Here is a 20,053-nt window from a genome sequence, read left to right on the forward strand (position 1 = left end):
CATGGAGCTGCCGTCCCGAACGGCGATCAGGGACCTGGCGGACGAGCTGCGGCTCGGCATCGCCGACGAGGACCTGGACTTCTACCACGCCGCGGGCACCGGACTGCTGGGCTCGTGGGCGGTCGTCGACGCGCTGTACGACGCCGAGGTCGCGCCCACGCAGCCCGTCCGGGACTGGGCGGCGCCGGCCGAGAACGCGCTGGGTGCCTGGTACGTCACGACCGAGCTGACCCGCTCCGACGTCGGCCCGCTGGCCGGGCGGCGCGTGGCGATCAAGGACAACATCGCCGTGGCCGGCGTGCCGATGATGAACGGCTCCGAGACGGTGCGGGGCTTCGTGCCAGCGGTGGACGCCACCGTCGTGACCCGCCTGCTCGACGCGGGCGCGACCATCGCGGGGAAGGCGGTCTGCGAGGACCTGTGCTTCTCGGGGGCGTCGCACACCTCGAGGACCGGACCGGTCCGCAACCCGTGGGACCTCGAGCGCACCACCGGTGGATCCTCCAGCGGCAGCGCGGCGCTGGTGGCAGCCGGCGAGGTGGACCTCGCGATCGGCGGGGACCAGGGCGGCTCGATCCGGATCCCGTCGGCCTTCTGCGGCGTCGTCGGTCACAAGCCGACGTTCGGGCTGGTGCCCTACACCGGGGCGTTCCCGATCGAGCAGTCGATCGACCACCTCGGACCGATCGCGCCCTCGGTCGCCGACGCGGCCGCGATGCTGACCGTCATCGCCGGCGCCGACGGGGCGGACCCGCGCCAGCCCATCGGCATCGCGGGTGAGGACTACCGGGCCGGTCTCGACCGCCTGGACCGAGGACTGCGGATCGGCGTCGTCAGCGAGGGCTTCGACCAGGCCAACTCGGACCCGGGCGTCAACGCCGTGGTCCGGGACGCGATCGAGCGGCTGACGACCGCCGGCCACGTCGCCGAGGAGGTGGCGATCCCCTGGCACAAGCACGGCGCCGCACTCTGGGACGTGATCTCGGTCGAGGGCGCGACCTGGCAGATGGTCCAGGGCAACGCCTACGGCCTGAACTGGAAGGGCAGGTACGACCCCGAGCAGATGGCGTTCTACGGAGAGCGCTGGCGTCGCGATCCCGCGGCCTTCTCGGAGACGGTCAAGCTGGTCGCCCTCGGCGGGACCTGGTCGCTGCGCCACGGGTACGGCGCGGCGTACGGCAAGGCACGCAACCTCGAGCGGCGCCTCGCCGAGGCGTACGACACCCCACTGGCGACGTACGACGTGCTCGTCATGCCCACGCTCCCGATCACCGCCAGCCTGATCCCGCCGGCCGACGCCCCGGTCGAGGAGATCGTCACCCGGGCCCTGGAGATGGTCTCCAACACCGCGCCCCTCGACGTCACCGGCCACCCGGCCTGCAGCATCCCGGCCGGCCTCTCCGACGGTCTGCCGGTCGGCCTCATGGTCGTCGGCCGGAAGTTCGACGACGCGGGCGTGCTCCGCGCCGCCCATGCCTTCGAGCAGACGCTCGGCACCCTCACCGCACCCCGACAGCGCACCACCCACGACAAGGAGCTCACCGCATGAACGGAGTCTTCGACCTCGCCGGCACCGACGGCATCGGACCCGTGGTCGTCCCCGAGGAGGAACCGGTCTTCCGGGCCGACTGGGAACGCGCCGTCTTCCCGATGTTCGCGATGTGCTTCCGCGCCGGCTTCTTCGGCGTGGACCAGTTCCGCCACGGCATCGAGCTGATCGACCCCGCCGTCTACCTGAAGTCGCCCTACTACGAGCACTGGGTGCACACCGTCGAGCACTTCGGCGAGCAGCTCGGCAAGCTCGACATCGCCGAGCTCGACCGGCGCACCGCACACTATCTGGCGGACCCCGACGCGCCCCTGCCCGAGCACGCCGACGATCCGGAGCTGCTCGCCTTCGTCGAGGCCGTGGTCCCGGCCGGTGCACCGGCCAAGCGCGAGTCCGACAAGGTCGCCCGGTTCCGGGTCGGCGACGTCGTCCGGGTCGACCGCTCCGCCCCCAAGGGCCACACCCGCCGGGCCCGCTACGTCCGCGGCGCGGTCGGCGAGATCGTGCTGCACCACGGCCCGATGATCTACCCCGACAGCGCGGGCAACGGGTTCGGCGAGAACCCCGAGCACGTCTACACCGTCCGGTTCGACGCCGAGGAGCTCTGGGGGGCTGAGTACGCCGAGCCCAACCAGTCCGTCTACTTCGACGTCTGGGACCCCTACCTCGAGCTCGTCACCGTCAGGCACGTCACCACCGAAGGAGCATCCGCATGAGCGCCGTCACCCGCAGCCAGGAGGAGATCGCCGCGCGCGTCAAGGCGCTCGAGTCGATGCTCATCGAGCAGGGCGTCATGACCACGCAGGCGATCGACCGGATGGTCGAGATCTACGAGAAGGAGGTCGGCCCGCAGCTCGGCGCCCAGGTCGTCGTCAAGGCGTGGACCGACCCGGAGTTCAAGGCCCGCCTGGTCGCCGACGCGAGCGATGCCTGCAAGGAGCTGGGCATCAGCGGTCTGCAGGGCGAGGACATGGTGGTCGTGGAGAACACCGACACGGTCCACAACATCATCGTCTGCACGCTGTGCTCCTGCTACCCGTGGCCGGTCCTCGGCCTGCCGCCGAACTGGTACAAGGACCCGCAGTACCGCGCCGCGATCACCCGGGAGCCGCGCAAGGTGCTGCGCGAGTCGTTCGGCTTCGTCGTCCCCGACGAGGTCGAGGTCCGGGTGTGGGACTCCAGCAGCGAGATGCGCTACTGGGTGCTGCCTGCACGTCCCGCCGGCACCGACGGCTGGAGCGAGGAGCGGCTCCTCGCGCTGGTCACCCGCGACGCCATGATCGGCGTCGGCCCGGTCGGGGCGGTGGCCTGATGCTGCCGGCGCCGTACGCCGACCCGGCGGCCGTGGCGGCCGACCGGCGCCGCGTCGAGGAGCTGGTCTGCGGCCTGCCCGCCGCGGACCCGGAGCAGCGGTCCTTCGAGCACCCCTGGGAGATCCGGGCCTTTGCGATGGCCGTCTCGGCCCACCGGGAGCTCGGGTTCGACTGGACGGACTTCCAGCAGGCCCTGATCGCATCGATCGACGGCTGGGAGGAGGGGACCGGCACCAGCGACCGGGGCTGGTCCTACTACGAGCACTGGGTCGCCGCGCTCGAGTCCGTGCTCGCGGGCCTCGGCCTGCTCGGCGTCGACGAGCTGGCCCGCCAGACCCGCGACGTCCTCGCCGTCCCGGCGAACCGCAACCACCACGAGGCGCACACCGAGCCGATCGCGATCGACCCGGCGCGCCTCGCCCACCTCTGAACGGAGACCGTCATGGCATCGAGCACCACCACCGTCCCGGGTCGCGTCGCGACCACCGCGCTCGGCCTCGCGCTGGCCGCGGTCATGCTGCTGGGCGTGCTGTTCCTCCTGCAGGAGAACGGCCTGCTGCTGTCCGCGGACGCGGCCGTCTACCTGCACGAGGCCACTCACGACGCGCGGCACGCCCTCGGCGTGCCCTGCCACTGAGCGGGGCGGGCCCGTGTCCGCCCCGACCCTCGGTCGAACCGTCGGCCACGGCGCCCTCGCGGGCGCCGTGGCCGGCGGGCTCGGCGCCGCCGCCCTGAACTGGCTCGTCGAACCGTCGATCCGAGCCGCGATCGCCATCGAGGAGGCCGGCAGCGCCCACGAGCACGTCGGCGGTGCGACGCACGACCACGGTTCGGACGTCCTCGTCTCCCGTCCCGAGCAGGTCGTGATCGGCTTGGCGACCGTGCTGGTCGTCGGCATCCTCGTCGGCGTCGCCTTCGCCCTGGTACGCCGCTTCCTCGGGTCCCGGCTGCCCGGACGGACGAGCACCAGCAGCACGATGATCCTGGCCGGACTGGGCTTCCTGACCTTCACCCTCGCTCCGGCGCTGGTCGTGCCGGCCAACCCGCCGGCTGTCGGCGACCCGGCGACGGTCGACCTGCGCGCCGCGACCTACCTCGGCACCATCGTCTGCGCCGTGGCGCTGGCCGCCCTTGTGACGGGCGTCGCGCGGTCCGCCCCGCTGCGGCCGGGCACCCGCGCGGTCGCCGCCGTCGCCCTCGGCGTCGTGGGAGCGGCGGTCCTGGTCGCCGTCCTCCCCCACACCGCCGACCCGGTCCCGGCGAACGTCCCTGCCGACCTGGTCTGGGAGTTCCGGGTCGCCTCGCTCGCGCAGATCGGCCTGATGTGGCTGGTCATCGGCGCGACCTGCGCCTGGCTCGACCAGCCGCGCTCCGTCGTACCGGACCGGGCCGCGCGGCTCGTCCGGGCCTGAGGGTGGGCGACGAGCGCGGACCCCGGGTCCGGATGTGCCGTGGCTGCTGCTGCGGCACCCGGCGCAAGCATCCCGACGTCGACCACGACGCCGTCGCGGCCGCCCTCGGCAATGATCTCGGGCCCGGCGCCGAGCTGCTGGCCGTCGACTGCCTGTGGGCCTGCGACCTGTCCAACGTCGTGGTCGTGAACCCGGCCGCCGGGGCCCGGGCCGCCGGGGCCCGGCCGGCCTGGATCACCGAGGTCAACACCGTCGAACGCGCCCGGGCCGTGGCCACCTGGGTCCGCTGCGGCGGACCCGGGGTCGTCGAGCCGCCCCCTGAGCTCGGTGAGATCCGTACCGCGGCCGGGCTGCGGCGTACCACCGCCTGATCGGCACCCATCCACCACGAGAACCCCAGTGAGGAACCCATGGAATCAGCGATCGACACCCACCTGGTGTGCCCCCGCACCCTGTCGCGGCGCGTCTCCGACGACTACACGCCGCCGTTCCCGATGTTCGTCGGACGGGGCCCGCACGACCTGCAGCAGGTCGTGATGGCCTCCTTCGGCGTGCAGTACGCCGATGCCGAGCGCCGTCCGCAGGCGCTCGCCGCACTGCGGCACATCGTCGGGACCTTCGACGTCCCCGACGGGCCGGTGCACCACGACTTGACCCAGCACGTCGATGACCAGGCGCACCACAACCTGATGGTCCTCGCCTACTGGGCCGACCCCGCGGCGTACTGCCGGTGGCTGCGCTCCGAGGAGGTCGCGGGCTGGTGGGCGTCGGCCGACCGACTCGACGAGGGACTGGGCTACTTCCGCGAGATCGTCGCGCCACGCATCGAGCAGCTCGAGACGCTGTACGCCTTCACCGACGACTTCCCCGGTGTCGGCCGACTGCTGCCGGAAGCCAGCGACGAGATCGAGGAGCACGGCTACTGGGGATCGGCGCGCGACCGGTTCCCGATCTCCCAGACCGACTGGATGGAGGCGTCCGGCGAGCTGACCGTCGTCGAAGGCGATCCCGCGCAGGGCGGCCGGGTCGTGGTCCAGGGGCACGACAACATCTGCCTGATCCGCTCCGGTCAGGACTGGCGGGCGGCCGGACAGGACGAGCGCGACCTCTACCTCGACGAGATCCTGCCGACCCTCCAGGACGGGATGGACTTCCTCCGCGACGAGGGCCAGGGCCACGGCTGCTACAGCAACCGCTTCGTGCGCAGCATCGACCTCGACGGCAACGAGCTCGACGAGAGCTACAACCTCGGCCACTGGCGCTCCCTGGACCAGCTCGAGCGGTGGGCCGAGTCGCACCCCACCCACCTGCGGATCTTCGTGACCTTCTTCCGGGTCGTGGCGGGGCTGGAGAAGCTGCGGCTCTACCACGAGGTGTCCGTCTCCGACGGTCGTGAACAGACCTTCGAGTACCTCAACTGCCATCCGCGCACCGGCATGCTGCGCGACGCCCGCGTTCCCGCCACCACCTGACCCACAGCCCGCACGTCGCGTCGCACCGCGTCGCGCGCCCCCTTTCGAGGGTGCCGCGGCGCGGCGGTCGCGAGGAGAGTGAGCACCATGAGCACCACCCTGCGTACCGCCCGTGACCTGCTGCGCGACCTCCGCGCCGATCACACCGAGGCGGTGGCCCGGTTCCGGTGGCCCGACGTCGGGCCGACGTTCAACTTCGTGCACGACTGGTTCGACTCCTATGCGCGGGGCAACGACCAGCCCGGGCTGGTGATCGTCGAGGAGGACGGCCGGCGGGCGTCGTACTCCTTCGGTGAGCTGGTCACCCGCTCCGAGCAGGTTGCTGCGCTGCTGGCCGATCAGGGGATCGGTCGTGGCGACAGCGTCGTGGTGATGCTCGGCAACCAGGTCGAGCTGTGGGAGTCGATGCTGGCGCTGATCCGGCTCGGCGCGGTGATCATGCCGACCACCACCGCTGTCGGCCCGGCCGAGCTGGTCGACCGGCTCGGCCGAGGCAACGCCCGGGCGGTGATCTGCAACGCCGCCGATGCAGCGAAGTTCGACGAGGTCCCGGGCTCGTACGTGCGGATCGCCGTGGGCTCCGTCGAGGGGTGGTCGCCCTACGCGGCTGCCCACGAGCTGGTGGCCTCGCCGGTGCCGCACCCCGGCAACGCGAGCGACGACCGGCTGCTCCTGTACTTCACCTCCGGCACCACCTCGCGCCCCAAGCTGGTCGAGCACACCCACGTGTCGTACCCGGTCGGCCACCTGTCGACGATGTACTGGCTCGGCCTGCAGCCCGGCGACGTGCACCTCAACATCTCCAGCCCCGGCTGGGCGAAGCACGCCTGGTCGAACTTCTTCGCCCCGTGGCTCGCCGAGGCGACCGTGTTCGTCTTCAACTACGCCCGCTTCGACGCGGCCGCCCTGCTCGGCCAGCTCCGAGCCGAGGGCGTGACGACCTTCTGCGCGCCGCCCACCGTGTGGCGGATGCTGATCAACGCCGACCTGTCCGGCGGACCCGGCGCCCTGCGCGAGGCGATCGCCGCCGGCGAGCCGCTCAACCCCGAGGTGATCAGCCAGGTCGAGAAGCACTGGGGCCGCACCATCCGCGACGGCTTCGGCCAGACCGAGATGACCGCCGCCATCGCCAACACCCCCGGCCAGCCGGTGGTCGCCGGCTCGATGGGCCGCCCGCTGCCCGGCGTACCCGTGGTGCTGGTGGACCCCCTCACCGGTGTCGTCGTCGACGGGGTGGGCGAGGGCGAGATCTGCCTGGACCTGTCCGCCTCGCCGTTGCCGCTGATGACCGGCTACCAGGGCGACCCGCAGAAGAACGCCGATGCCATGGCCGGCGGTTTCTACCACACCGGTGACGTCGCGGCCCGCGACGAGAACGGCTGCATCACCTACATCGGCCGCACCGACGACGTCTTCAAGGCCTCCGATTACAAGATCAGCCCGTTCGAGCTGGAGTCGGTCCTGATCGAGCACCCGGCCGTCGCCGAGGCCGCCGTCGTGCCTGCACCCGACCCGGTCCGGCTCGCGGTGCCGAAGGCCTATGTCGCGCTGGTCGACGGCCACGAGCCGACCGCCGAGACCGCCGAGTCGATCCTTCGGTACGCGCGGGAGCACCTCGCGCCGTTCCTGCGGGTACGACGCCTCGAGTTCTTCGAGCTGCCCAAGACCATCTCCGGCAAGATCCGGCGGGTCGAGCTGCGGCAGCGGGAGAACGAGGTCGAGGGGGCTCGGCCGTCGGGTGAGTTCCGGGATGACGACTTCCCGGGGCTCCGGGGCTGAACCACGGAGTTCGTCGAGTAGCCCGAGGCGCTAGCCGAGGGCGTATCGAGACGCACATCGTGTGGCGTCTCGATACGCCGCTCGCCAGCGCTCGCGGCTACTCGACGAGCTCGGGGGCTCAGCCGTAGGTGTAGAAGCCCCGCCCGGTCTTGCGGCCCAACAGGCGCGCCTCGACCATGCGGGCCAGCAGCGGCGGGGCAGCGTACAGCGGCTCCTTGAACTCCTCGTACAGCGACTCCGCGACGGCCTTGACCGTGTCGAGGCCGATCAGGTCGGCCAGCGCGAGCGGGCCCTGGGGGTGGGCGGCGCCGAGGACCAGGCCGTGGTCGATGTCCTCGGCCGAGGCGAAGCCGGACTCGAACATCCGGATCGCCGAGAGGATGAACGGGATCAGCAGGGCGTTGACGACGAAGCCGGCGCGGTCCTGGCAGTCGATGGCGGTCTTGCCGAGGTCGTCCTGCACGAACGCGCGGGCGCGCTCGGTGGTCGCCTCGTCGGTCATCAGCGACGGGACCAGCTCGACCAGCTTGAGGACCGGGACCGGGTTGAAGAAGTGCACGCCCAGCACGTGGCTCGGGCGCTTGGTGGCGACGGCCAGCTTCATGATCGGGATGGACGACGTGTTCGAGGCGAGGATCGCGTCGGGGCTGGTGAGGATCTCGTCGAGGCGGCGGAACAGGTCGGTCTTGGCCTTCTCGTCCTCGACGATCGCCTCGATCACGATGTCGCGGTCGGCGAGCGCGGCGAGGTCGTCGACGACGCGGATCCGGTCGAGCACGACGGAGGCCGACTCGATCTTGCCGCGGCTCTCGGCACGCTTGAGGGAGCCCTCGAGGCGCTGGCGGGCGGCCTCGACCGCCTCGGGGGTGGACTCGACGACGATCACGTCCTTGCCGGCGCGGGCGTTGACCTCCGCGATGCCCGATCCCATCAGGCCGCCGCCGACCACTCCCACACGCTCGATGCTCGTCATCAGGTTCCCCTCGCTCGATTACTAGGACGTCCTAGTAAATGTAGGGGTGACCGGTGAGTAGGACCAGTTCAGGCGAGTACGTCGGCCACCGCGGCCACGAGCGCGGCCGAGGTCCGCTCGACCATGGTGAGCACGGTGCCGAATCCGTCGTCGCCGCCGAAGAAGGGGTCGGGGACCTCCCCGCCCGGCTCCAACGGGTCGAAGTCGCGGAACAGCCGCACGCGCCTGGGATCGGCGTCGCCGAGCGCGCGCAGGTCGCGCAGGTTGTCCTGGTCCATCGCGAGGACCAGGTCCTGCTCGTCCAGCCAGGAGGCGAGCACCTGCTGGGCGCGGTGCCGGCTGGCGTCGTACCCCTCGGTCGTGAGCAGCGCCGCGGCCCGGCGGTCCATCGGCTCGCCGACGTGCCAGGTGCCGGTGCCGGCGCTGATCACCTCGACCCGGTCGTCGAGACCGGCGTCGGCGACACGGGCGGCGAGCACGACGTCGGCCATCGGCGAGCGGCAGATGTTGCCGAGGCAGACCAGGGCGACGCGGTACTGCCCCGGTGTGCGGGGCGGCGGAGCGGCGGTCATCAGTCGTCGAAGCCGATGATCGCGTCGAGGAACCAGGTGGTGACGCTGATGATGATCGAGCCCCACACCGCCGGCCAGAACCCGTCGACGTGGAACCCGATGTCGACCACGTCGGCCAGCCACGCGGTGAGCCGCAGCAGCAGCGCGTTGAGCACGATGAGGAACAGGCCCAGGGTCACCAGGATGAACGGGATCGACAGCAGGGTCAGCAGCGGCTTGACCCATGCGGTCACCGCGCACGAGATCAGCGCGACCAGGACCAGCGGCAGGATCTTGTCGTCGAGCTCGGCGCGACCCTCGGTCGCACCCTTGAACCAGATGCCGTCGATCAACTGCGCAGCCACGGCGAGCGCGGCGGCCGTGATCGCCCAACGGGACAGGAAGGCCAGCATGCTGCCAGTCTGTCATTCGAGACCGAGCGCCTCGATGATCTCGACCTCGGCGTCGTCGATGTGCTTGCGCAGGAAGGCGTGCGCGCCGTCCGGTCCGTCGATCCGGTCCGCCTCCAGCAGCTCGACCAGGCCCTCGTGGGAGCTGGCCTCGTCGTGCGCGTACCGGTTGATCCGCTCGACCTGGGCCAGTGCCAGCTTGAGCTCGTCCATCAGCGCCTCGGCCATCTGCACCAGCCGCGGGCTGCCGGTCAGCTCGACGAGCGAGACGTGGAAGGAGAGGTGGCGCTCGTTGAGCTCCTCGTACGACGCCTCGCCGCTGCGTACCGCTGCCGTGTAGGCGTCGAGGGTGGTGCGCACCCGCTCCCGTCGTACGGCGTCCGCGGCCGGCCACGCCTGCACGCCGGCGCCCTCGAGCACCCACCGTGCGCGGCAGACGTCGCGCACCGACTCGGCCCGCGGCGTCGCGACCATCACCCCGCGGTGCGGCTCCCGGGTCGCCAGGCCCTCGGCGACGAGCACTGTCAGCGCCTCGCGCACGGTCGGCCGCGAGACGCCGAGCGACTCGGCGAGGGCCACCTCGCGCAGCGGCGTGCCGCTCTCGAGGTCGCCCTCGAAGATCGCGCGGCGGACCTCCGCCGCGACCCGGGAGACCGTCGACTCGTTCTCCACGCTGAGGGGCGTGAACACGGTCTTCGGTGGCGTGGACGCTCCGGCCATGCGCCCATTCTGCAAGCATCACTCATCTAAGGTGTGGCCGTGCCCCCCGAGCTCCCGACCGATGGCCCGTCCCTCGAAGTCGGCGGAGGACGTGGCCTGCGAGCGGCCGTCGCCGTCGGCGGCGTCGTGCTGGTCCTCGCGATCGTGGCGGTCGCCGCCTTCCTGCTCGTCGGTCGCGACGACGGCGACGCCGACCCGGCCAGCGACGACACCGGCAGCAGCACGACGCCCGGTGCGCCCGCCACGAAGCCGACCCTCGACCTGCCCACGATCGACGCGTCGGACTTCCCCAGCGACCTGCCGACCGAGACCCTGCCCGACCTGCCGAGCGGCGCGCCGAGCGTCCCGGATCTGCCGACGAAGGTTCCGAGTGGGGTCCCGTCGGGTATCCCGGACGACATCCCGCCGTTCCCCACCGACCCCGCTGACCTGGAGTCGTGGTTCTCCGACTACCTCGAGCAGGTGAACCCCTGATGAGCCAGCAACCCCCGCCGCCGCCGTCGTTCCCGCCGCCCCCGGCCGGCCCGCCACCGTCGGGGCCCCCGCCGTTCCCGCCGTCCGGCCCGCCCGCCTTCCCGCCGCCCCCGGGCGGCAAGGGCAAGGGGGTGTGGATCGTGCTCGGCGTCGTCGGCGTGGTCCTCCTCATCGGCATCGCCATCGGCCTGGTCGTCGCCCTCACCGGCGACGACGACAGCGACGGTGACGGCGACCGCGGGGGCGACAGCGCCGCCGGGGCGCCGGAGGACGTCGTCGAGAAGGTGGTCGACGCCGCAGCGGACGGCGACTGCGCGGCCGCCGAGAAGCTGCTGACCGAGGACGCCAAGGCGACCGAGCCGTGCACGTCCGAGGCCTTCCAGCTCCTCGCCACCGAGGACGTCGAGTCCGACATCCACGACGCCAGCATCGACGGTTCCACCGCGAGCGTGCCGGCCGACTTCACCAGCGAGCACGGCAGCGCGACGTACACCTTCGTGCTCGAGAAGGTCGACGGCGAGTGGCTGGTGGCGTCGTACGACGTCGCGCGCAGCTCGAGCTCCGAGGGCCCCTCCGGCTCCGTCACCGCGCCGACCGGCACCGCGAGCCCCTCGGGCGGCCCGTCCGCCGGCGGGTCCAGCACTGCCGACGCCGTCCCTGACGAGCCGACCGCCGTCGTCGAGGCCTTCCTCGACTCCGCGTTCGCCGGCGACTGCGCGACCGCGGAGGACCTGGTCACCTCGGCGTACCTGACCGACGAGGGCAGCTGCGACGCCGCCGAGATCCCGACCGAGCTGGGTGACTCGGTGAAGTGGGACGTCGGCGACGCCACCGTCGACGACGCCGCGGGCACGGCGACCGTGCCGGTCGAGATCACGATCTACGGCTCGAGCCAGAAGTCCGACTTCGAGCTGGTCCGCGAGGGCGGCCGGTGGAAGATCAGCGACGCCGGCTGACCCGCCCCGCGACCGCCCGATCCTGACTAGTCTGACCGCATGAGCCAGCCGCCGTACGGTGCTCCGCCGCCGCCCCCAGGCCCGCCGCCCCCGCCGTACCTCGGCGGAGCCCCCGCCTCCTACGGCGGTCCCGCCCTGCCGCCCCCGCCGGTCTCGACCAGGCGGACCATCGGCTTCACGGTGGGCCTGCTGACCGCGATCGTGCTGGTGGTCGTCGTGGTGCTGGTCGCGATCATCACCACGACCAACTGAGCCGGGTGCGACGCCCCGGACGCCGGACCGCCCTCGCCCTGGCCGCGCTGGTCGCGGTCGTGGCCGTCGTGGCCTCGGTCGTGGTGCTGCTGCGCGGCCCCGCGCCCGAGGACGTCGCGGAGGACTACCTCCGTGCGAGCTGGGACGGCGCCTGGCGCACCGAGTGCTCGCTGGCCACCGAGCAGTGGCGCGACTACCTCTACGAGGGTGAGCCGTACGCCGACTGCGCGGCCTTTGCCGAGGCGGCCGCCGCCAAGGCCGAGACGTCCGCCCTCGCGCCGTACCGCGGGGACACCGACATCGTCGTCACCGTCGAGCCGTTCAGCCAGGGCGACGGCCGGGCACGGGTGACCTACGACGTCGAGCTGCGCTACCACGGCGACGACCGGGCCGGGTTCGACGCGATCTGGCAGGGCGCCGGACCCCACGACCGCGGCACGGTCGAGCTGGTCGAGGTCGACGGTGAGTGGCGGGTGGCCGGCGTCGACGCGGGCTGAGTCACACCGGGTCGCAGCGGGATTGCGCCGCGAGACTGCGTGGCATGATGCGCGGCGACCTGCCGGTGCCGCCCAGGAGAGTGTGATGTCCGACCCGAACCAGCCCGAGCGCGAGGACAAGGCGTCGGTCGAGGTGCGTCAGACGGCCGAGTACACGGCAGGCGACGAGTTCCTCGAGGAGGAGCTCGACGGCGACCGCACGAACACGCTGAACTTCACGACGGAGCTGGTCAGGGAGGGCGGCGACTGGAAGGTCGACGCGGCGAGCCCGGGCAACTGACTCCCATGCGTACCTTCACCGCGACCGTCACGGTCCTGCTCGCGACCCTGGTCGCCCCCTTCGCCATCGCCGGCACCTGGCTGACCGCACGGGTCGACGACCGTGACGAGTACGTCGACACGGTCGCCGCTCTCGCCCACGACCCGACGGTGCGCCGGGTGCTCGCCGACGCCGCGGCGGACGGTGCGGTCCGCGCGTTGCAGGAGCACATCCCGGTCGGGCTGCCCGCGGCCGTGCGGGAGTGGGCCGACGCGGCGGCGACGATGGTGGTGGAGAGCCCGGAGTTCCCGGCGTTCTGGCGCGACGCGAACGCCGACGTCCACGACCAGGTGCTCGCGGTCCTGGAGGACCCCGACGCCCCGGCCGACGGCTCGATCACCGTCGACGCCGGGCCGCTGGTCGACCTGGTGCTGGGACGGCTGGAGGACCGCGGCATCCCGGTCGGGCTGCTGCCCGACATCGCGCTGCGGGTCCCGGTGGAGAAGGAGTCGAAGGTCGCGGAGGCGGGGCCGGCGTACCGCGCCGTCGACGGGGTCAGCCGACTGCTGCCGTTCGTCTGGCTCGGCCTGGTCGCGATCGTCCTGATCGTGGCGCGCGGCTGGCGGGCCGAGGTCCGTGCCCTCGGGTTCGGCCTGCTCGGTGTCGCGCTCGCCGCCGTCGGCCTGCTGCTCGCCGCCGACCCGCTCGCCACGGCCGTGCTCGACCGGGTCGCGGTGGAGCGCCGCGAGCTCGCGGGCGTCCTGCTGGACACGGTGATCGCCTCGCTGGAGCCCTACGCGCGCGGCTTCCTCGTCGCGGCACCCGTCGGCCTGGTCCTGCTGCTCGTCAGTCTCTGGCCGCGGCGCCGGGACGAATCGCCGGTTCCGGAGCCCGAGTGGCACTAGGCTCACGCGCGTGAGCGACCAGTTCCCCCCACCTGGGCAGCCTGGCGAACAGCCCCCCACCCAGATGGCGCCGCCTGCGGGTGGTGCCCCTGTCCCGCCGTACGGCGCCCCGGGCCAGCCGCAACAGCCGCAGCAGCCCCAGCAGCCCCAGCAGCCGGGCTACCCGCCGCAGCCCCCGCAGCCGTACCAGCAGCCGCAGCAGCCCGGCTACCCCCAGCCCGGCTACCCGCAGCAGCCCGCAGCCCCCGGCTACCCGGGTGGCGGCTACCCCGGCGGCCCCGGTGGACCGGGTGGTCCCGGCTTCCCGGCGCCCCCGACCGGTGGCGGCGGCAAGAAGGGCCTGGTCATCGCGATCGTGGCCGGTGCCGTGGTCCTCGTCCTCGGGATCGTGGCGGTGCTCGCCTTCACCGTGTTCAAGGGTGACGACGACAAGCCCGCGGCCAAGGACGACACGTCGACGAGCACGGAGCCGACCGACGAGACGACGGACGAGCCGACGGACCAGCCCACCGACGAGCCGACCGAGACGGACAGCACCGATGGTGCCGACGTACCGACGGACGACCCGACGATCACCGCGCGGGCGTTCCTCGACTCGCTCCTCGAGGGCAACTGCCTGGCGGTCGAGGGGCTGTCGACGCCGGAGTACTTCGCCTCGGAGTTCACCGACCAGGCCGGCTGCAAGGCGGTCGCGGGCAACCTCGAGATGTCCAACGCCGAGTACACCTTCAAGGACCCGGAGCCGACGCTCGACGCCTACGTCGTCAACGTCTACGGCGACGTCTACGCCCCCAACACGGGCAAGACGCTCGACTCGACCTGGGCCCTGGACGGCAGCACTGGCAGCTGGCTGGTCAGCGGCTACAGCTACGTCGAGAAGTGATGCATCCGGTACGACGGCGCGGCTCCCCGTGCCGTCGTACCGCCCTGGGGGGACAGGACGCCGGGAGCGTTTCCCGCGCGTCGCCCCCAACGCCGGCCGGCGTTGGGTTCACGAGCCGATCATGGGGACGAAGTATCGTGGCGAGTGATGGTGTGCTCTGGATCACACGTCGCGCCACCCCTGTGACGGACCCGGACCACTGACCAACCCCACCCGTCCCGCGGCGATCCCGCAGGCGGCGGACGCAAGGAGTGGCGAATGACCGACCCCGTCTTCGGACCGGCCCCCGAACGTGCACCTGATCCCGAGCTCGTCCAGCTCCTGACCCCTGAGGGCGAGCGGGTCCACCACCCCGGCTTCGACGTCGACTTCAGCGCCGAGGAGCTGCGCGGCTTCTACCGCGACATGGTTCTCGTGCGCCGCCTCGACATCGAGGCGACCGCGCTGCAGCGCCACGGCGAGCTCGGCCTGTGGGCCCAGCTGCTCGGCCAGGAGGCCGCCCAGATCGGTGCCGCCCGGGCGCTCGCGCCCCAGGACTTCGTGTTCCCGACCTACCGCGAGCACGGCGTCGCCTGGGTCCGCGGCGTCGACCCGGTCAAGCTGCTGAGCCTGTTCCGGGGCGTGGACCAGGGCAGCTGGGACCCGGCCGAGCACAACTTCGCCCTCTACACGATCGTCATCGGCGCGCAGACGCTGCACGCCACCGGCTACGCGATGGGGGTCCAGCGCGACGGACTGGTCGGCACGGGCGACCCGGAGCGCGACATGGCCGTGGTCGCCCACTTCGGTGACGGCGCGTCCTCGCAGGGCGACGTCAACGAGGCGTTCGTCTTCGCCGCCTCGTTCAACGCGCCGGTCGTGTTCTTCTGCCAGAACAACCAGTGGGCGATCTCGGAGCCGTTCGAGCGGCAGTCCCGGATCCCGCTGTACCGCCGCTCCCACGGCTTCGGCTTCCCCGGCATCCGGGTCGACGGCAACGACGTGCTGGCGACGTACGCCGTCACCAAGGCCGCGCTGCAGCGGGCACGCGAGGGCCAGGGGCCGATCCTGATCGAGGCCTACACGTACCGGATGGGCGCCCACACCACGACCGACGACCCGACCCGCTACCGGCTCAGCGACGACGTCGAGCACTGGAAGCTCAAGGACCCGATCGCCCGCCTCGAGGTCTACCTGCGCCGCAACGGGATGGCCGATGACGCGTTCATGGCCGAGGTCGCGGCCGAGGCCGACGCGCTCGGCGAGCGGATGCGCCGCGAGTGCCACGCGCTGCCGGACCCCTCGCCCCACGACCTGTGGGACCTCGTGCACGCCGAGAAGACGCCCGAGCTGGCTGCCCAGCAGGCGGAGTACGACGCGCACGCCGCGTCGTTCGAGGAGGTGTCGTCATGACCACGATGACCCTGGCCAAGGCGCTCAACGCCGGGCTGCGCAAGGCGATGGAGGACGACGACAAGGTCGTCATCATGGGCGAGGACGTCGGCACCCTCGGCGGCGTCTTCCGGATCACCGACGGCCTGCAGAAGGACTTCGGCGACGCCCGGGTGATCGACACCCCGCTCGCCGAGTCCGGCATCGTCGGCACCGCCGTCGGCCTCGCGATGCGGGGCTACCGGCCGGTGGTGGAGATCCAGTTCGACGGCTTCGTCTACCCGGCCTACGACCAGATCGTGTGCCAGGTCGCCAAGCTGCACTACCGCAGCCAGGGCCGGGTGAAGATCCCGATGGTCATCCGGATCCCCTTCGGCGGCGGCATCGGCGCGGTCGAGCACCACAGCGAGTCGCCCGAGGCGCAGTTCGTGCACACGCCCGGGCTCAAGGTGGTCGCCTGCTCCAACCCGGCCGACGCCTACGCGATGATCCAGCAGGCGATCCACGCCGACGACCCGGTCGTCTTCCTCGAGCCGAAGCGGCTCTACCACTCCGCGAAGGCCGAGGTCGACGAGTCGGCGCCGCCCGCGCCGCTGTGGCAGTCCCGGGTGGTCCGCCCCGGCTCCGACGCGACCCTCGTTGCCTACGGCCCGACCGTCTCCACCTGCCTCGACGCCGCCACCGTCGCCGCCGAGGAGGGCCGCTCGCTGGAGGTCATCGACCTGCGCACCCTCTCGCCGCTCGACCTCGTCCCGGTCCACGAGTCCGTGCGTCGTACCGGACGGCTGGTGGTGGTCCACGAGGCGCACCGGACACTCGGTCTCGGCGCCGAGATCGCTGCACGCGTGACCGAGGAGTGCTTCCACTCGCTCGAGGCGCCGGTGCTGCGCGTCGCCGGCTTCGACACCCCCTACCCGCCCGCCCGGATCGAGGAGGCCTTCCTGCCCGATCTCGACCGGGTCCTCGACGCCGTCGACCGGACCTTCGGGTTCTGAGGAGTGTCATGACTGCCCACGAGTTCAAGCTTCCCGACGTCGGCGAGGGTCTCACCGAGGCCGACATCGTGGCCTGGCGGGTCAAGGAGGGCGACGTCGTCGCCATCAACGACATCATCGTCGAGATCGAGACCGCCAAGTCGATCGTCGAGCTGCCCTCGCCGTACGCCGGTCACGTGCTCGCGCTGCTCGTCGCCGAGGGCGACACGGTCGAGGTCGGTACGCCGATCATCCGGATCGGCGAGCCCGGCGCGGCTCCCGCGGCCCCACCGCTGCCCCCGGCCTCCGAGGTGCCGACCGCGCCGGCGGCAACCGAGCCCATCGACACCAACATCCCGCCCGAGGGCAACGCCACCCTGGTCGGCTACGGCCCCAAGCAGCGCGCCCTCAAGCGGCGCGCGCGCAAGGCCATGCCCGACGAGGTCCCGGCCGTCGTCGTCCCCGGCCCCGTCGACGAGCCCGCCCGTCCGATCCGGGCCCTCGCCAAGCCGCTGGTGCGGCGCCTGGCCCGCGACCTCGGGGTCGACCTGACCGCCCTGGCGCCGACGGGCCCGAAGGGCACGGTCTCCAAGGAGGACGTGCTCGCCGCCGCCGGTGGCGCCACGCCCACCGCCCCAGCCGTTGCCCAGCCGGTCGCCGTCGATCCCGCCGGCCGCGAGACCCGGGAGCCGATCAAGGGCGTCCGCAAGAACATGGCCGCCGCCATGGTCGCCTCCGCCTACACCGCGCCCCACGTGACCGAGTGGGTCACCATCGACGCGACGGCCACCGTCGAGCTGGTCGCCCGGCTCCGCGAGCGCCGGGAGTTCGCGGGCGTGAAGGTGAGTCCGCTGCTCGTCGTCGCCCGGGCGTGCCTGCTCGCGATGCGTCGTACGCCGTTGATCAACTCGACCTGGGACGAGGCCGCCCAGGAGGTCGTGGTCAAGCACTACGTCAACCTCGGCATCGCCGCCGCCACTCCGCGCGGCCTGGTCGTCCCCAACGTCAAGGACGCCCACGCCCTCACCCTGGTCGAGCTCGCCCAGGCACTGGAGGCGCTCACCGCCACGGCACGCGAGGGCCGCACCCAGCCGCCCGACCTGTCCGGCGGCTCGTTCACGATCACCAACGTGGGCGTGTTCGGCGTCGACGGCGGTACGCCGATCATCAACCCCGGCGAGTCCGCGATCCTGTGCCTCGGCGCGATCAAGCCACAGCCGTGGGTCGTCGACGACCAGGTGGTGCCGCGCCAGGTGATGACGCTGTCGCTGTCCTTCGACCACCGTCACGTCGACGGCGCCACCGGCTCGCAGTTCCTCGCCGACGTCGCCGACCTGGTCAGCGATCCCGCCACCGCGCTCTTGTTCTAGCTCCACGGACGGCCCGGGGCTGTGGACGACCGTTCGCCAGTGCCGGACCCGCCCGGTAGAACGGCGGCATGCTCCAACCCGACCCGCCCGCGACGCTCGGTCCCTACCGGATCGTGCGACACCTCGGGCGCGGCGGCATGGGCACGGTGCACGAGGCCGTCGACACGGCGCTGGGGCGCCACGTCGCGCTCAAGCTGATCCTCCCGGAGCTCGCCGACGACCCGGACTTCCGCGCCCGGTTCGTGCGCGAGGCCCGGGCCCAGGCGTCGCTCGACTCGCCCCACGTCGTGCAGGTCTTCGCCCACGGCGAGGTCGACGGGCGGCTCTTCCTCGCCAGCCAGTTGGTGCCCGACGGCGACCTCGGCGCGGCGCTGCGCCGGCACGGTCCGCTGCCCGAGCGGGAGGCGGTCGACCTCGTCGCGCAGGTCGCCGACGGGCTGGCCGAGGCCCATCGAGCGGGCATGGTGCACCGCGACGTCAAGGCGTCCAACGTGCTGCTGCGCTGTCGGGGCACCCACACCGTCGCCTACCTCGCCGACTTCGGGATCGCCGTCCCCGCGCGCGGCGACGCGGCTGTCGACGACGTCCGGGCGGTCCTACGGCTGCTGCGCGACGTCCTCGGCGAGACGCCCGGGCCCGCGCTCGCGCGGCTGCTCGCCGATCCGCCGGCGACCGCGGCCGGGCTGCGCGACGCGCTCCGGGCCGCGCCCGACCGGCCGTCCCGCCGCCGGTGGGCGGCGGCCGTCGTCGCTGCGGCACTCACCCTCGTCGCCGCCGTGCTCGCGTTCCTGGTGCCCGGACCCGAACCGCGGTCGGACGCCGTCGCCACCCTCGCCCGCACCCTCGTGCATGACGCCGGACTCGACCCCGCCGCCGCCCGCTGCACTGCCCGCGCCCTCGCCTCCACCCACGGCGCGGCCGAGCTCCAGGACGTCCCGGTCGACGACGTCCTCACCGCGGCCGCCGGTTGCCTGTGGACCGCTAACCCGCGTGACGGGCCCGCTTGACGGCGTACATCGCCGCGTCGGCCTGCCGGAACGCCTCGTGGACGGTGCGTTCGCCCGGACCCGTGATCGCGTGTCCCAGGGACGCCTCGACGCCGTGCTCGTTCAGGGCGTGCACGAACCGTGCGTAGTGCGCGGTCTGCTCGTCGACGGGCACGTTGTTCGACAGGACGGCGAACTCGTCGCCGCCGTAGCGGGCGACCCGGTCCCGGTCGGTCGCCGCGAGCCGCAGCGCCTCGCCTGCGCGACGCAGCAGCTCGTCGCCGGCCGCGTGGCCCGCGGTGTCGTTGACCTGCTTGAGTCCGTCGATGTCGAGCACTGCGACGGCCACCGGGTCGCCGAACGCGTCGACCCGCTCCTGGGCGTCCGCGACCAGGCTGTCCCAGCCACGCCGGTTCATCAGGCCGGTCAGCGCGTCGGTGTCGGCGAGCGCGGTCGCGAGCCGCGCCGCGTGTCGGCCCCGGTCCGCCGCGCGGGCGGCGGCGAGGTGGCTGGACAGCAGGTGGCTGAGCGTCTCGACCAGGTCGTCGTCGACCGCGGCCGGGTCGGGGAGCGGGCTGTCCGCGACGCCGCACAGGATGCCGAACAGGTTCCCGTGGTCGTCGCGGATCGGGTACCCGACGTACGCCCGCACGGCCGGCGAGTCCGGCAGCACGGCGTACGACGGGTCGAGGGTCGAGTCAGGTACGACGTGCGCCGCGCCCAGCGTCATCTGCCGGCAGAAGGTGTCGTCCCACCGCACCCGGTCACCGGTACCGATCAGGCCGTGCCCGTGCACGTGGACGTGCACCTGCTCGCCACTCGCCACCCGCGACACCGACCAGTTCGTCAGCGGCGTGCGCCGGGCGAGGTAGCCGACCACGCGGCGGGCGGCCTCGGTGAAGCTGTCGGGGGCACCGACGTCGGACGCCATGGCTGCCTCCGATCTG

Annotated in this window: 25 protein-coding genes; 20 read left to right on the plus strand and 5 right to left on the minus strand. The window is 72.5% G+C overall.

Features of this window, described 5'->3' with window-relative positions:
- Nucleotide 1 precedes the first annotated feature (1 nt).
- From ACZYRU_RS02775 to ACZYRU_RS02815, 9 genes are all read left to right on the plus strand, one after another.
- On the plus strand, nt 2–1,549 hold the full coding sequence (locus tag ACZYRU_RS02775; RefSeq protein ID WP_488955551.1) for an amidase: 1,548 nt from the start codon (nt 2–4) through the stop codon (nt 1,547–1,549).
- Nucleotides 1,546–2,265 carry a nitrile hydratase subunit beta gene (gene nthB / locus ACZYRU_RS02780; RefSeq protein ID WP_488955552.1) on the plus strand — a complete coding sequence of 240 codons (720 nt, stop codon included), beginning with the start codon at nt 1,546–1,548 and terminating at the stop codon, nt 2,263–2,265. The genes ACZYRU_RS02775 and nthB overlap by 4 nt, the downstream gene beginning before the upstream one ends.
- Nucleotides 2,262–2,861, plus strand: a complete 600-nt coding sequence (gene nthA, locus ACZYRU_RS02785) for a nitrile hydratase subunit alpha (protein ID WP_488955553.1) — start codon at nt 2,262–2,264, stop codon at nt 2,859–2,861. Before nthB ends, nthA begins: the two co-directional genes overlap by 4 nt.
- The gene (locus tag ACZYRU_RS02790) at nt 2,861–3,292 is read left to right on the plus strand and encodes a nitrile hydratase accessory protein (protein WP_488955554.1); all 432 of its coding nucleotides are present in this window, start codon (nt 2,861–2,863) and stop codon (nt 3,290–3,292) included. The genes nthA and ACZYRU_RS02790 overlap by 1 nt, the downstream gene beginning before the upstream one ends.
- A 12-nt stretch (nt 3,293–3,304) precedes the next feature.
- Nucleotides 3,305–3,499, plus strand: a complete 195-nt coding sequence (locus ACZYRU_RS02795; protein ID WP_488955555.1) for a CbtB domain-containing protein — start codon at nt 3,305–3,307, stop codon at nt 3,497–3,499.
- 13 nt (nt 3,500–3,512) lie between these two features.
- Nucleotides 3,513–4,274: a CbtA family protein gene (locus ACZYRU_RS02800; RefSeq protein ID WP_488955556.1), complete on the plus strand. Its 762-nt coding sequence runs from the start codon at nt 3,513–3,515 to the stop codon at nt 4,272–4,274.
- A gap of 2 nt (nt 4,275–4,276) precedes the next feature.
- Complete coding sequence (locus ACZYRU_RS02805) at nt 4,277–4,645, plus strand: hypothetical protein (RefSeq protein WP_488955557.1); 369 nt, start codon at nt 4,277–4,279, stop codon at nt 4,643–4,645.
- 39 nt (nt 4,646–4,684) lie between these two features.
- A complete protein-coding gene (gene oxdA / locus ACZYRU_RS02810; RefSeq protein WP_488955558.1) occupies nt 4,685–5,746 on the plus strand; it encodes an aliphatic aldoxime dehydratase in 1,062 nt (353 codons plus the stop codon).
- An 87-nt stretch (nt 5,747–5,833) separates the two neighbouring features.
- Nucleotides 5,834–7,525, plus strand: coding sequence for an AMP-binding protein (locus ACZYRU_RS02815; RefSeq protein ID WP_488955559.1), 1,692 nt, complete (start codon nt 5,834–5,836; stop codon nt 7,523–7,525).
- Between the two features lie 118 nt (nt 7,526–7,643).
- Here ACZYRU_RS02815 and ACZYRU_RS02820 read toward each other — a convergent pair whose 3' ends face one another.
- The 4 genes from ACZYRU_RS02820 to ACZYRU_RS02835 all read right to left on the minus strand — a co-directional run bounded on the left by ACZYRU_RS02820 (nt 7,644) and on the right by ACZYRU_RS02835 (nt 10,179).
- Nucleotides 7,644–8,489 carry a 3-hydroxybutyryl-CoA dehydrogenase gene (locus ACZYRU_RS02820; protein ID WP_488956237.1) on the minus strand — a complete coding sequence of 282 codons (846 nt, stop codon included), beginning with the start codon at nt 8,487–8,489 and terminating at the stop codon, nt 7,644–7,646.
- A 77-nt stretch (nt 8,490–8,566) separates the two neighbouring features.
- Nucleotides 8,567–9,070 (minus strand): low molecular weight protein-tyrosine-phosphatase, encoded by a 504-nt coding sequence (locus tag ACZYRU_RS02825; protein ID WP_488955560.1) that lies wholly within the window; start codon nt 9,068–9,070, stop codon nt 8,567–8,569.
- Nucleotides 9,070–9,462 carry a phage holin family protein gene (locus ACZYRU_RS02830; protein WP_488955561.1) on the minus strand — a complete coding sequence of 131 codons (393 nt, stop codon included), beginning with the start codon at nt 9,460–9,462 and terminating at the stop codon, nt 9,070–9,072. The genes ACZYRU_RS02825 and ACZYRU_RS02830 overlap by 1 nt, the downstream gene beginning before the upstream one ends.
- Before the next feature lie 12 nt (nt 9,463–9,474).
- Nucleotides 9,475–10,179 carry a GntR family transcriptional regulator gene (locus tag ACZYRU_RS02835; RefSeq protein WP_488955562.1) on the minus strand — a complete coding sequence of 235 codons (705 nt, stop codon included), beginning with the start codon at nt 10,177–10,179 and terminating at the stop codon, nt 9,475–9,477.
- Between the two features lie 39 nt (nt 10,180–10,218).
- Between ACZYRU_RS02835 and ACZYRU_RS02840 the strand changes: the two genes are divergently transcribed.
- The 11 genes from ACZYRU_RS02840 to ACZYRU_RS02890 all read left to right on the plus strand — a co-directional run bounded on the left by ACZYRU_RS02840 (nt 10,219) and on the right by ACZYRU_RS02890 (nt 19,127).
- Nucleotides 10,219–10,653, plus strand: coding sequence for a hypothetical protein (locus tag ACZYRU_RS02840; protein WP_488955563.1), 435 nt, complete (start codon nt 10,219–10,221; stop codon nt 10,651–10,653).
- Nucleotides 10,653–11,609 (plus strand): MTB12 C-terminal domain-containing protein, encoded by a 957-nt coding sequence (locus tag ACZYRU_RS02845; protein ID WP_488955564.1) that lies wholly within the window; start codon nt 10,653–10,655, stop codon nt 11,607–11,609. The genes ACZYRU_RS02840 and ACZYRU_RS02845 overlap by 1 nt, the downstream gene beginning before the upstream one ends.
- Nucleotides 11,610–11,648: 39 nt before the next feature.
- Nucleotides 11,649–11,861 (plus strand): hypothetical protein, encoded by a 213-nt coding sequence (locus ACZYRU_RS02850; protein WP_488955565.1) that lies wholly within the window; start codon nt 11,649–11,651, stop codon nt 11,859–11,861.
- A gap of 5 nt (nt 11,862–11,866) precedes the next feature.
- A complete protein-coding gene (locus ACZYRU_RS02855) occupies nt 11,867–12,358 on the plus strand; it encodes a hypothetical protein (protein WP_488955566.1) in 492 nt (163 codons plus the stop codon).
- An 85-nt stretch (nt 12,359–12,443) separates the two neighbouring features.
- On the plus strand, nt 12,444–12,638 hold the full coding sequence (locus ACZYRU_RS02860) for a hypothetical protein (protein WP_488955567.1): 195 nt from the start codon (nt 12,444–12,446) through the stop codon (nt 12,636–12,638).
- A 5-nt stretch (nt 12,639–12,643) separates the two neighbouring features.
- On the plus strand, nt 12,644–13,522 hold the full coding sequence (locus ACZYRU_RS02865) for a hypothetical protein (protein ID WP_488955568.1): 879 nt from the start codon (nt 12,644–12,646) through the stop codon (nt 13,520–13,522).
- A 10-nt stretch (nt 13,523–13,532) separates the two neighbouring features.
- The gene (locus tag ACZYRU_RS02870) at nt 13,533–14,405 is read left to right on the plus strand and encodes a PT domain-containing protein (protein WP_488955569.1); all 873 of its coding nucleotides are present in this window, start codon (nt 13,533–13,535) and stop codon (nt 14,403–14,405) included.
- 258 nt (nt 14,406–14,663) lie between these two features.
- Nucleotides 14,664–15,797, plus strand: a complete 1,134-nt coding sequence (gene pdhA, locus ACZYRU_RS02875; protein WP_488955570.1) for a pyruvate dehydrogenase (acetyl-transferring) E1 component subunit alpha — start codon at nt 14,664–14,666, stop codon at nt 15,795–15,797.
- Nucleotides 15,794–16,771: an alpha-ketoacid dehydrogenase subunit beta gene (locus ACZYRU_RS02880; RefSeq protein ID WP_488955571.1), complete on the plus strand. Its 978-nt coding sequence runs from the start codon at nt 15,794–15,796 to the stop codon at nt 16,769–16,771. Before pdhA ends, ACZYRU_RS02880 begins: the two co-directional genes overlap by 4 nt.
- 8 nt (nt 16,772–16,779) lie before the next feature.
- On the plus strand, nt 16,780–18,120 hold the full coding sequence (locus ACZYRU_RS02885) for a dihydrolipoamide acetyltransferase family protein (protein WP_488955572.1): 1,341 nt from the start codon (nt 16,780–16,782) through the stop codon (nt 18,118–18,120).
- A 68-nt stretch (nt 18,121–18,188) separates the two neighbouring features.
- Nucleotides 18,189–19,127, plus strand: coding sequence for a serine/threonine-protein kinase (locus ACZYRU_RS02890; protein ID WP_488955573.1), 939 nt, complete (start codon nt 18,189–18,191; stop codon nt 19,125–19,127).
- On the opposite strand, the gene ACZYRU_RS02895 is transcribed toward ACZYRU_RS02890, so the two are convergent.
- Nucleotides 19,102–20,037: a sensor domain-containing diguanylate cyclase gene (locus tag ACZYRU_RS02895; RefSeq protein ID WP_488955574.1), complete on the minus strand. Its 936-nt coding sequence runs from the start codon at nt 20,035–20,037 to the stop codon at nt 19,102–19,104. The genes ACZYRU_RS02890 and ACZYRU_RS02895 overlap by 26 nt on opposite strands.
- Nucleotides 20,038–20,053 lie beyond the last annotated feature (16 nt).

The sequence above is a fragment of the Nocardioides sp. F233 genome (assembly GCF_057813895.1).

Excerpts from the sequence above, each read along its gene's own strand:
- ACZYRU_RS02815 (WP_488955559.1), top strand. The coding sequence starts at position 5,834 with ATGAGCACCACCCTGCGTACCGCCCGTGACCTGCTGCGCGACCTCCGC.
- ACZYRU_RS02835 (WP_488955562.1), bottom strand. The coding sequence starts at position 10,179 with ATGGCCGGAGCGTCCACGCCACCGAAGACCGTGTTCACGCCCCTCAGC.
- nthB (WP_488955552.1), top strand. The coding sequence starts at position 1,546 with ATGAACGGAGTCTTCGACCTCGCCGGCACCGACGGCATCGGACCCGTG.
- ACZYRU_RS02795 (WP_488955555.1), top strand. The coding sequence starts at position 3,305 with ATGGCATCGAGCACCACCACCGTCCCGGGTCGCGTCGCGACCACCGCG.
- nthA (WP_488955553.1), top strand. The coding sequence starts at position 2,262 with ATGAGCGCCGTCACCCGCAGCCAGGAGGAGATCGCCGCGCGCGTCAAG.
- ACZYRU_RS02890 (WP_488955573.1), top strand. The coding sequence starts at position 18,189 with ATGCTCCAACCCGACCCGCCCGCGACGCTCGGTCCCTACCGGATCGTG.
- pdhA (WP_488955570.1), top strand. The coding sequence starts at position 14,664 with ATGACCGACCCCGTCTTCGGACCGGCCCCCGAACGTGCACCTGATCCC.
- ACZYRU_RS02790 (WP_488955554.1), top strand. The coding sequence starts at position 2,861 with ATGCTGCCGGCGCCGTACGCCGACCCGGCGGCCGTGGCGGCCGACCGG.
- ACZYRU_RS02865 (WP_488955568.1), top strand. The coding sequence starts at position 12,644 with ATGCGTACCTTCACCGCGACCGTCACGGTCCTGCTCGCGACCCTGGTC.
- ACZYRU_RS02860 (WP_488955567.1), top strand. The coding sequence starts at position 12,444 with ATGTCCGACCCGAACCAGCCCGAGCGCGAGGACAAGGCGTCGGTCGAG.
- ACZYRU_RS02850 (WP_488955565.1), top strand. The coding sequence starts at position 11,649 with ATGAGCCAGCCGCCGTACGGTGCTCCGCCGCCGCCCCCAGGCCCGCCG.
- ACZYRU_RS02885 (WP_488955572.1), top strand. The coding sequence starts at position 16,780 with ATGACTGCCCACGAGTTCAAGCTTCCCGACGTCGGCGAGGGTCTCACC.
- ACZYRU_RS02880 (WP_488955571.1), top strand. The coding sequence starts at position 15,794 with ATGACCACGATGACCCTGGCCAAGGCGCTCAACGCCGGGCTGCGCAAG.
- ACZYRU_RS02895 (WP_488955574.1), bottom strand. The coding sequence starts at position 20,037 with ATGGCGTCCGACGTCGGTGCCCCCGACAGCTTCACCGAGGCCGCCCGC.
- ACZYRU_RS02830 (WP_488955561.1), bottom strand. The coding sequence starts at position 9,462 with ATGCTGGCCTTCCTGTCCCGTTGGGCGATCACGGCCGCCGCGCTCGCC.
- ACZYRU_RS02845 (WP_488955564.1), top strand. The coding sequence starts at position 10,653 with ATGAGCCAGCAACCCCCGCCGCCGCCGTCGTTCCCGCCGCCCCCGGCC.
- ACZYRU_RS02775 (WP_488955551.1), top strand. The coding sequence starts at position 2 with ATGGAGCTGCCGTCCCGAACGGCGATCAGGGACCTGGCGGACGAGCTG.
- ACZYRU_RS02825 (WP_488955560.1), bottom strand. The coding sequence starts at position 9,070 with ATGACCGCCGCTCCGCCGCCCCGCACACCGGGGCAGTACCGCGTCGCC.
- oxdA (WP_488955558.1), top strand. The coding sequence starts at position 4,685 with ATGGAATCAGCGATCGACACCCACCTGGTGTGCCCCCGCACCCTGTCG.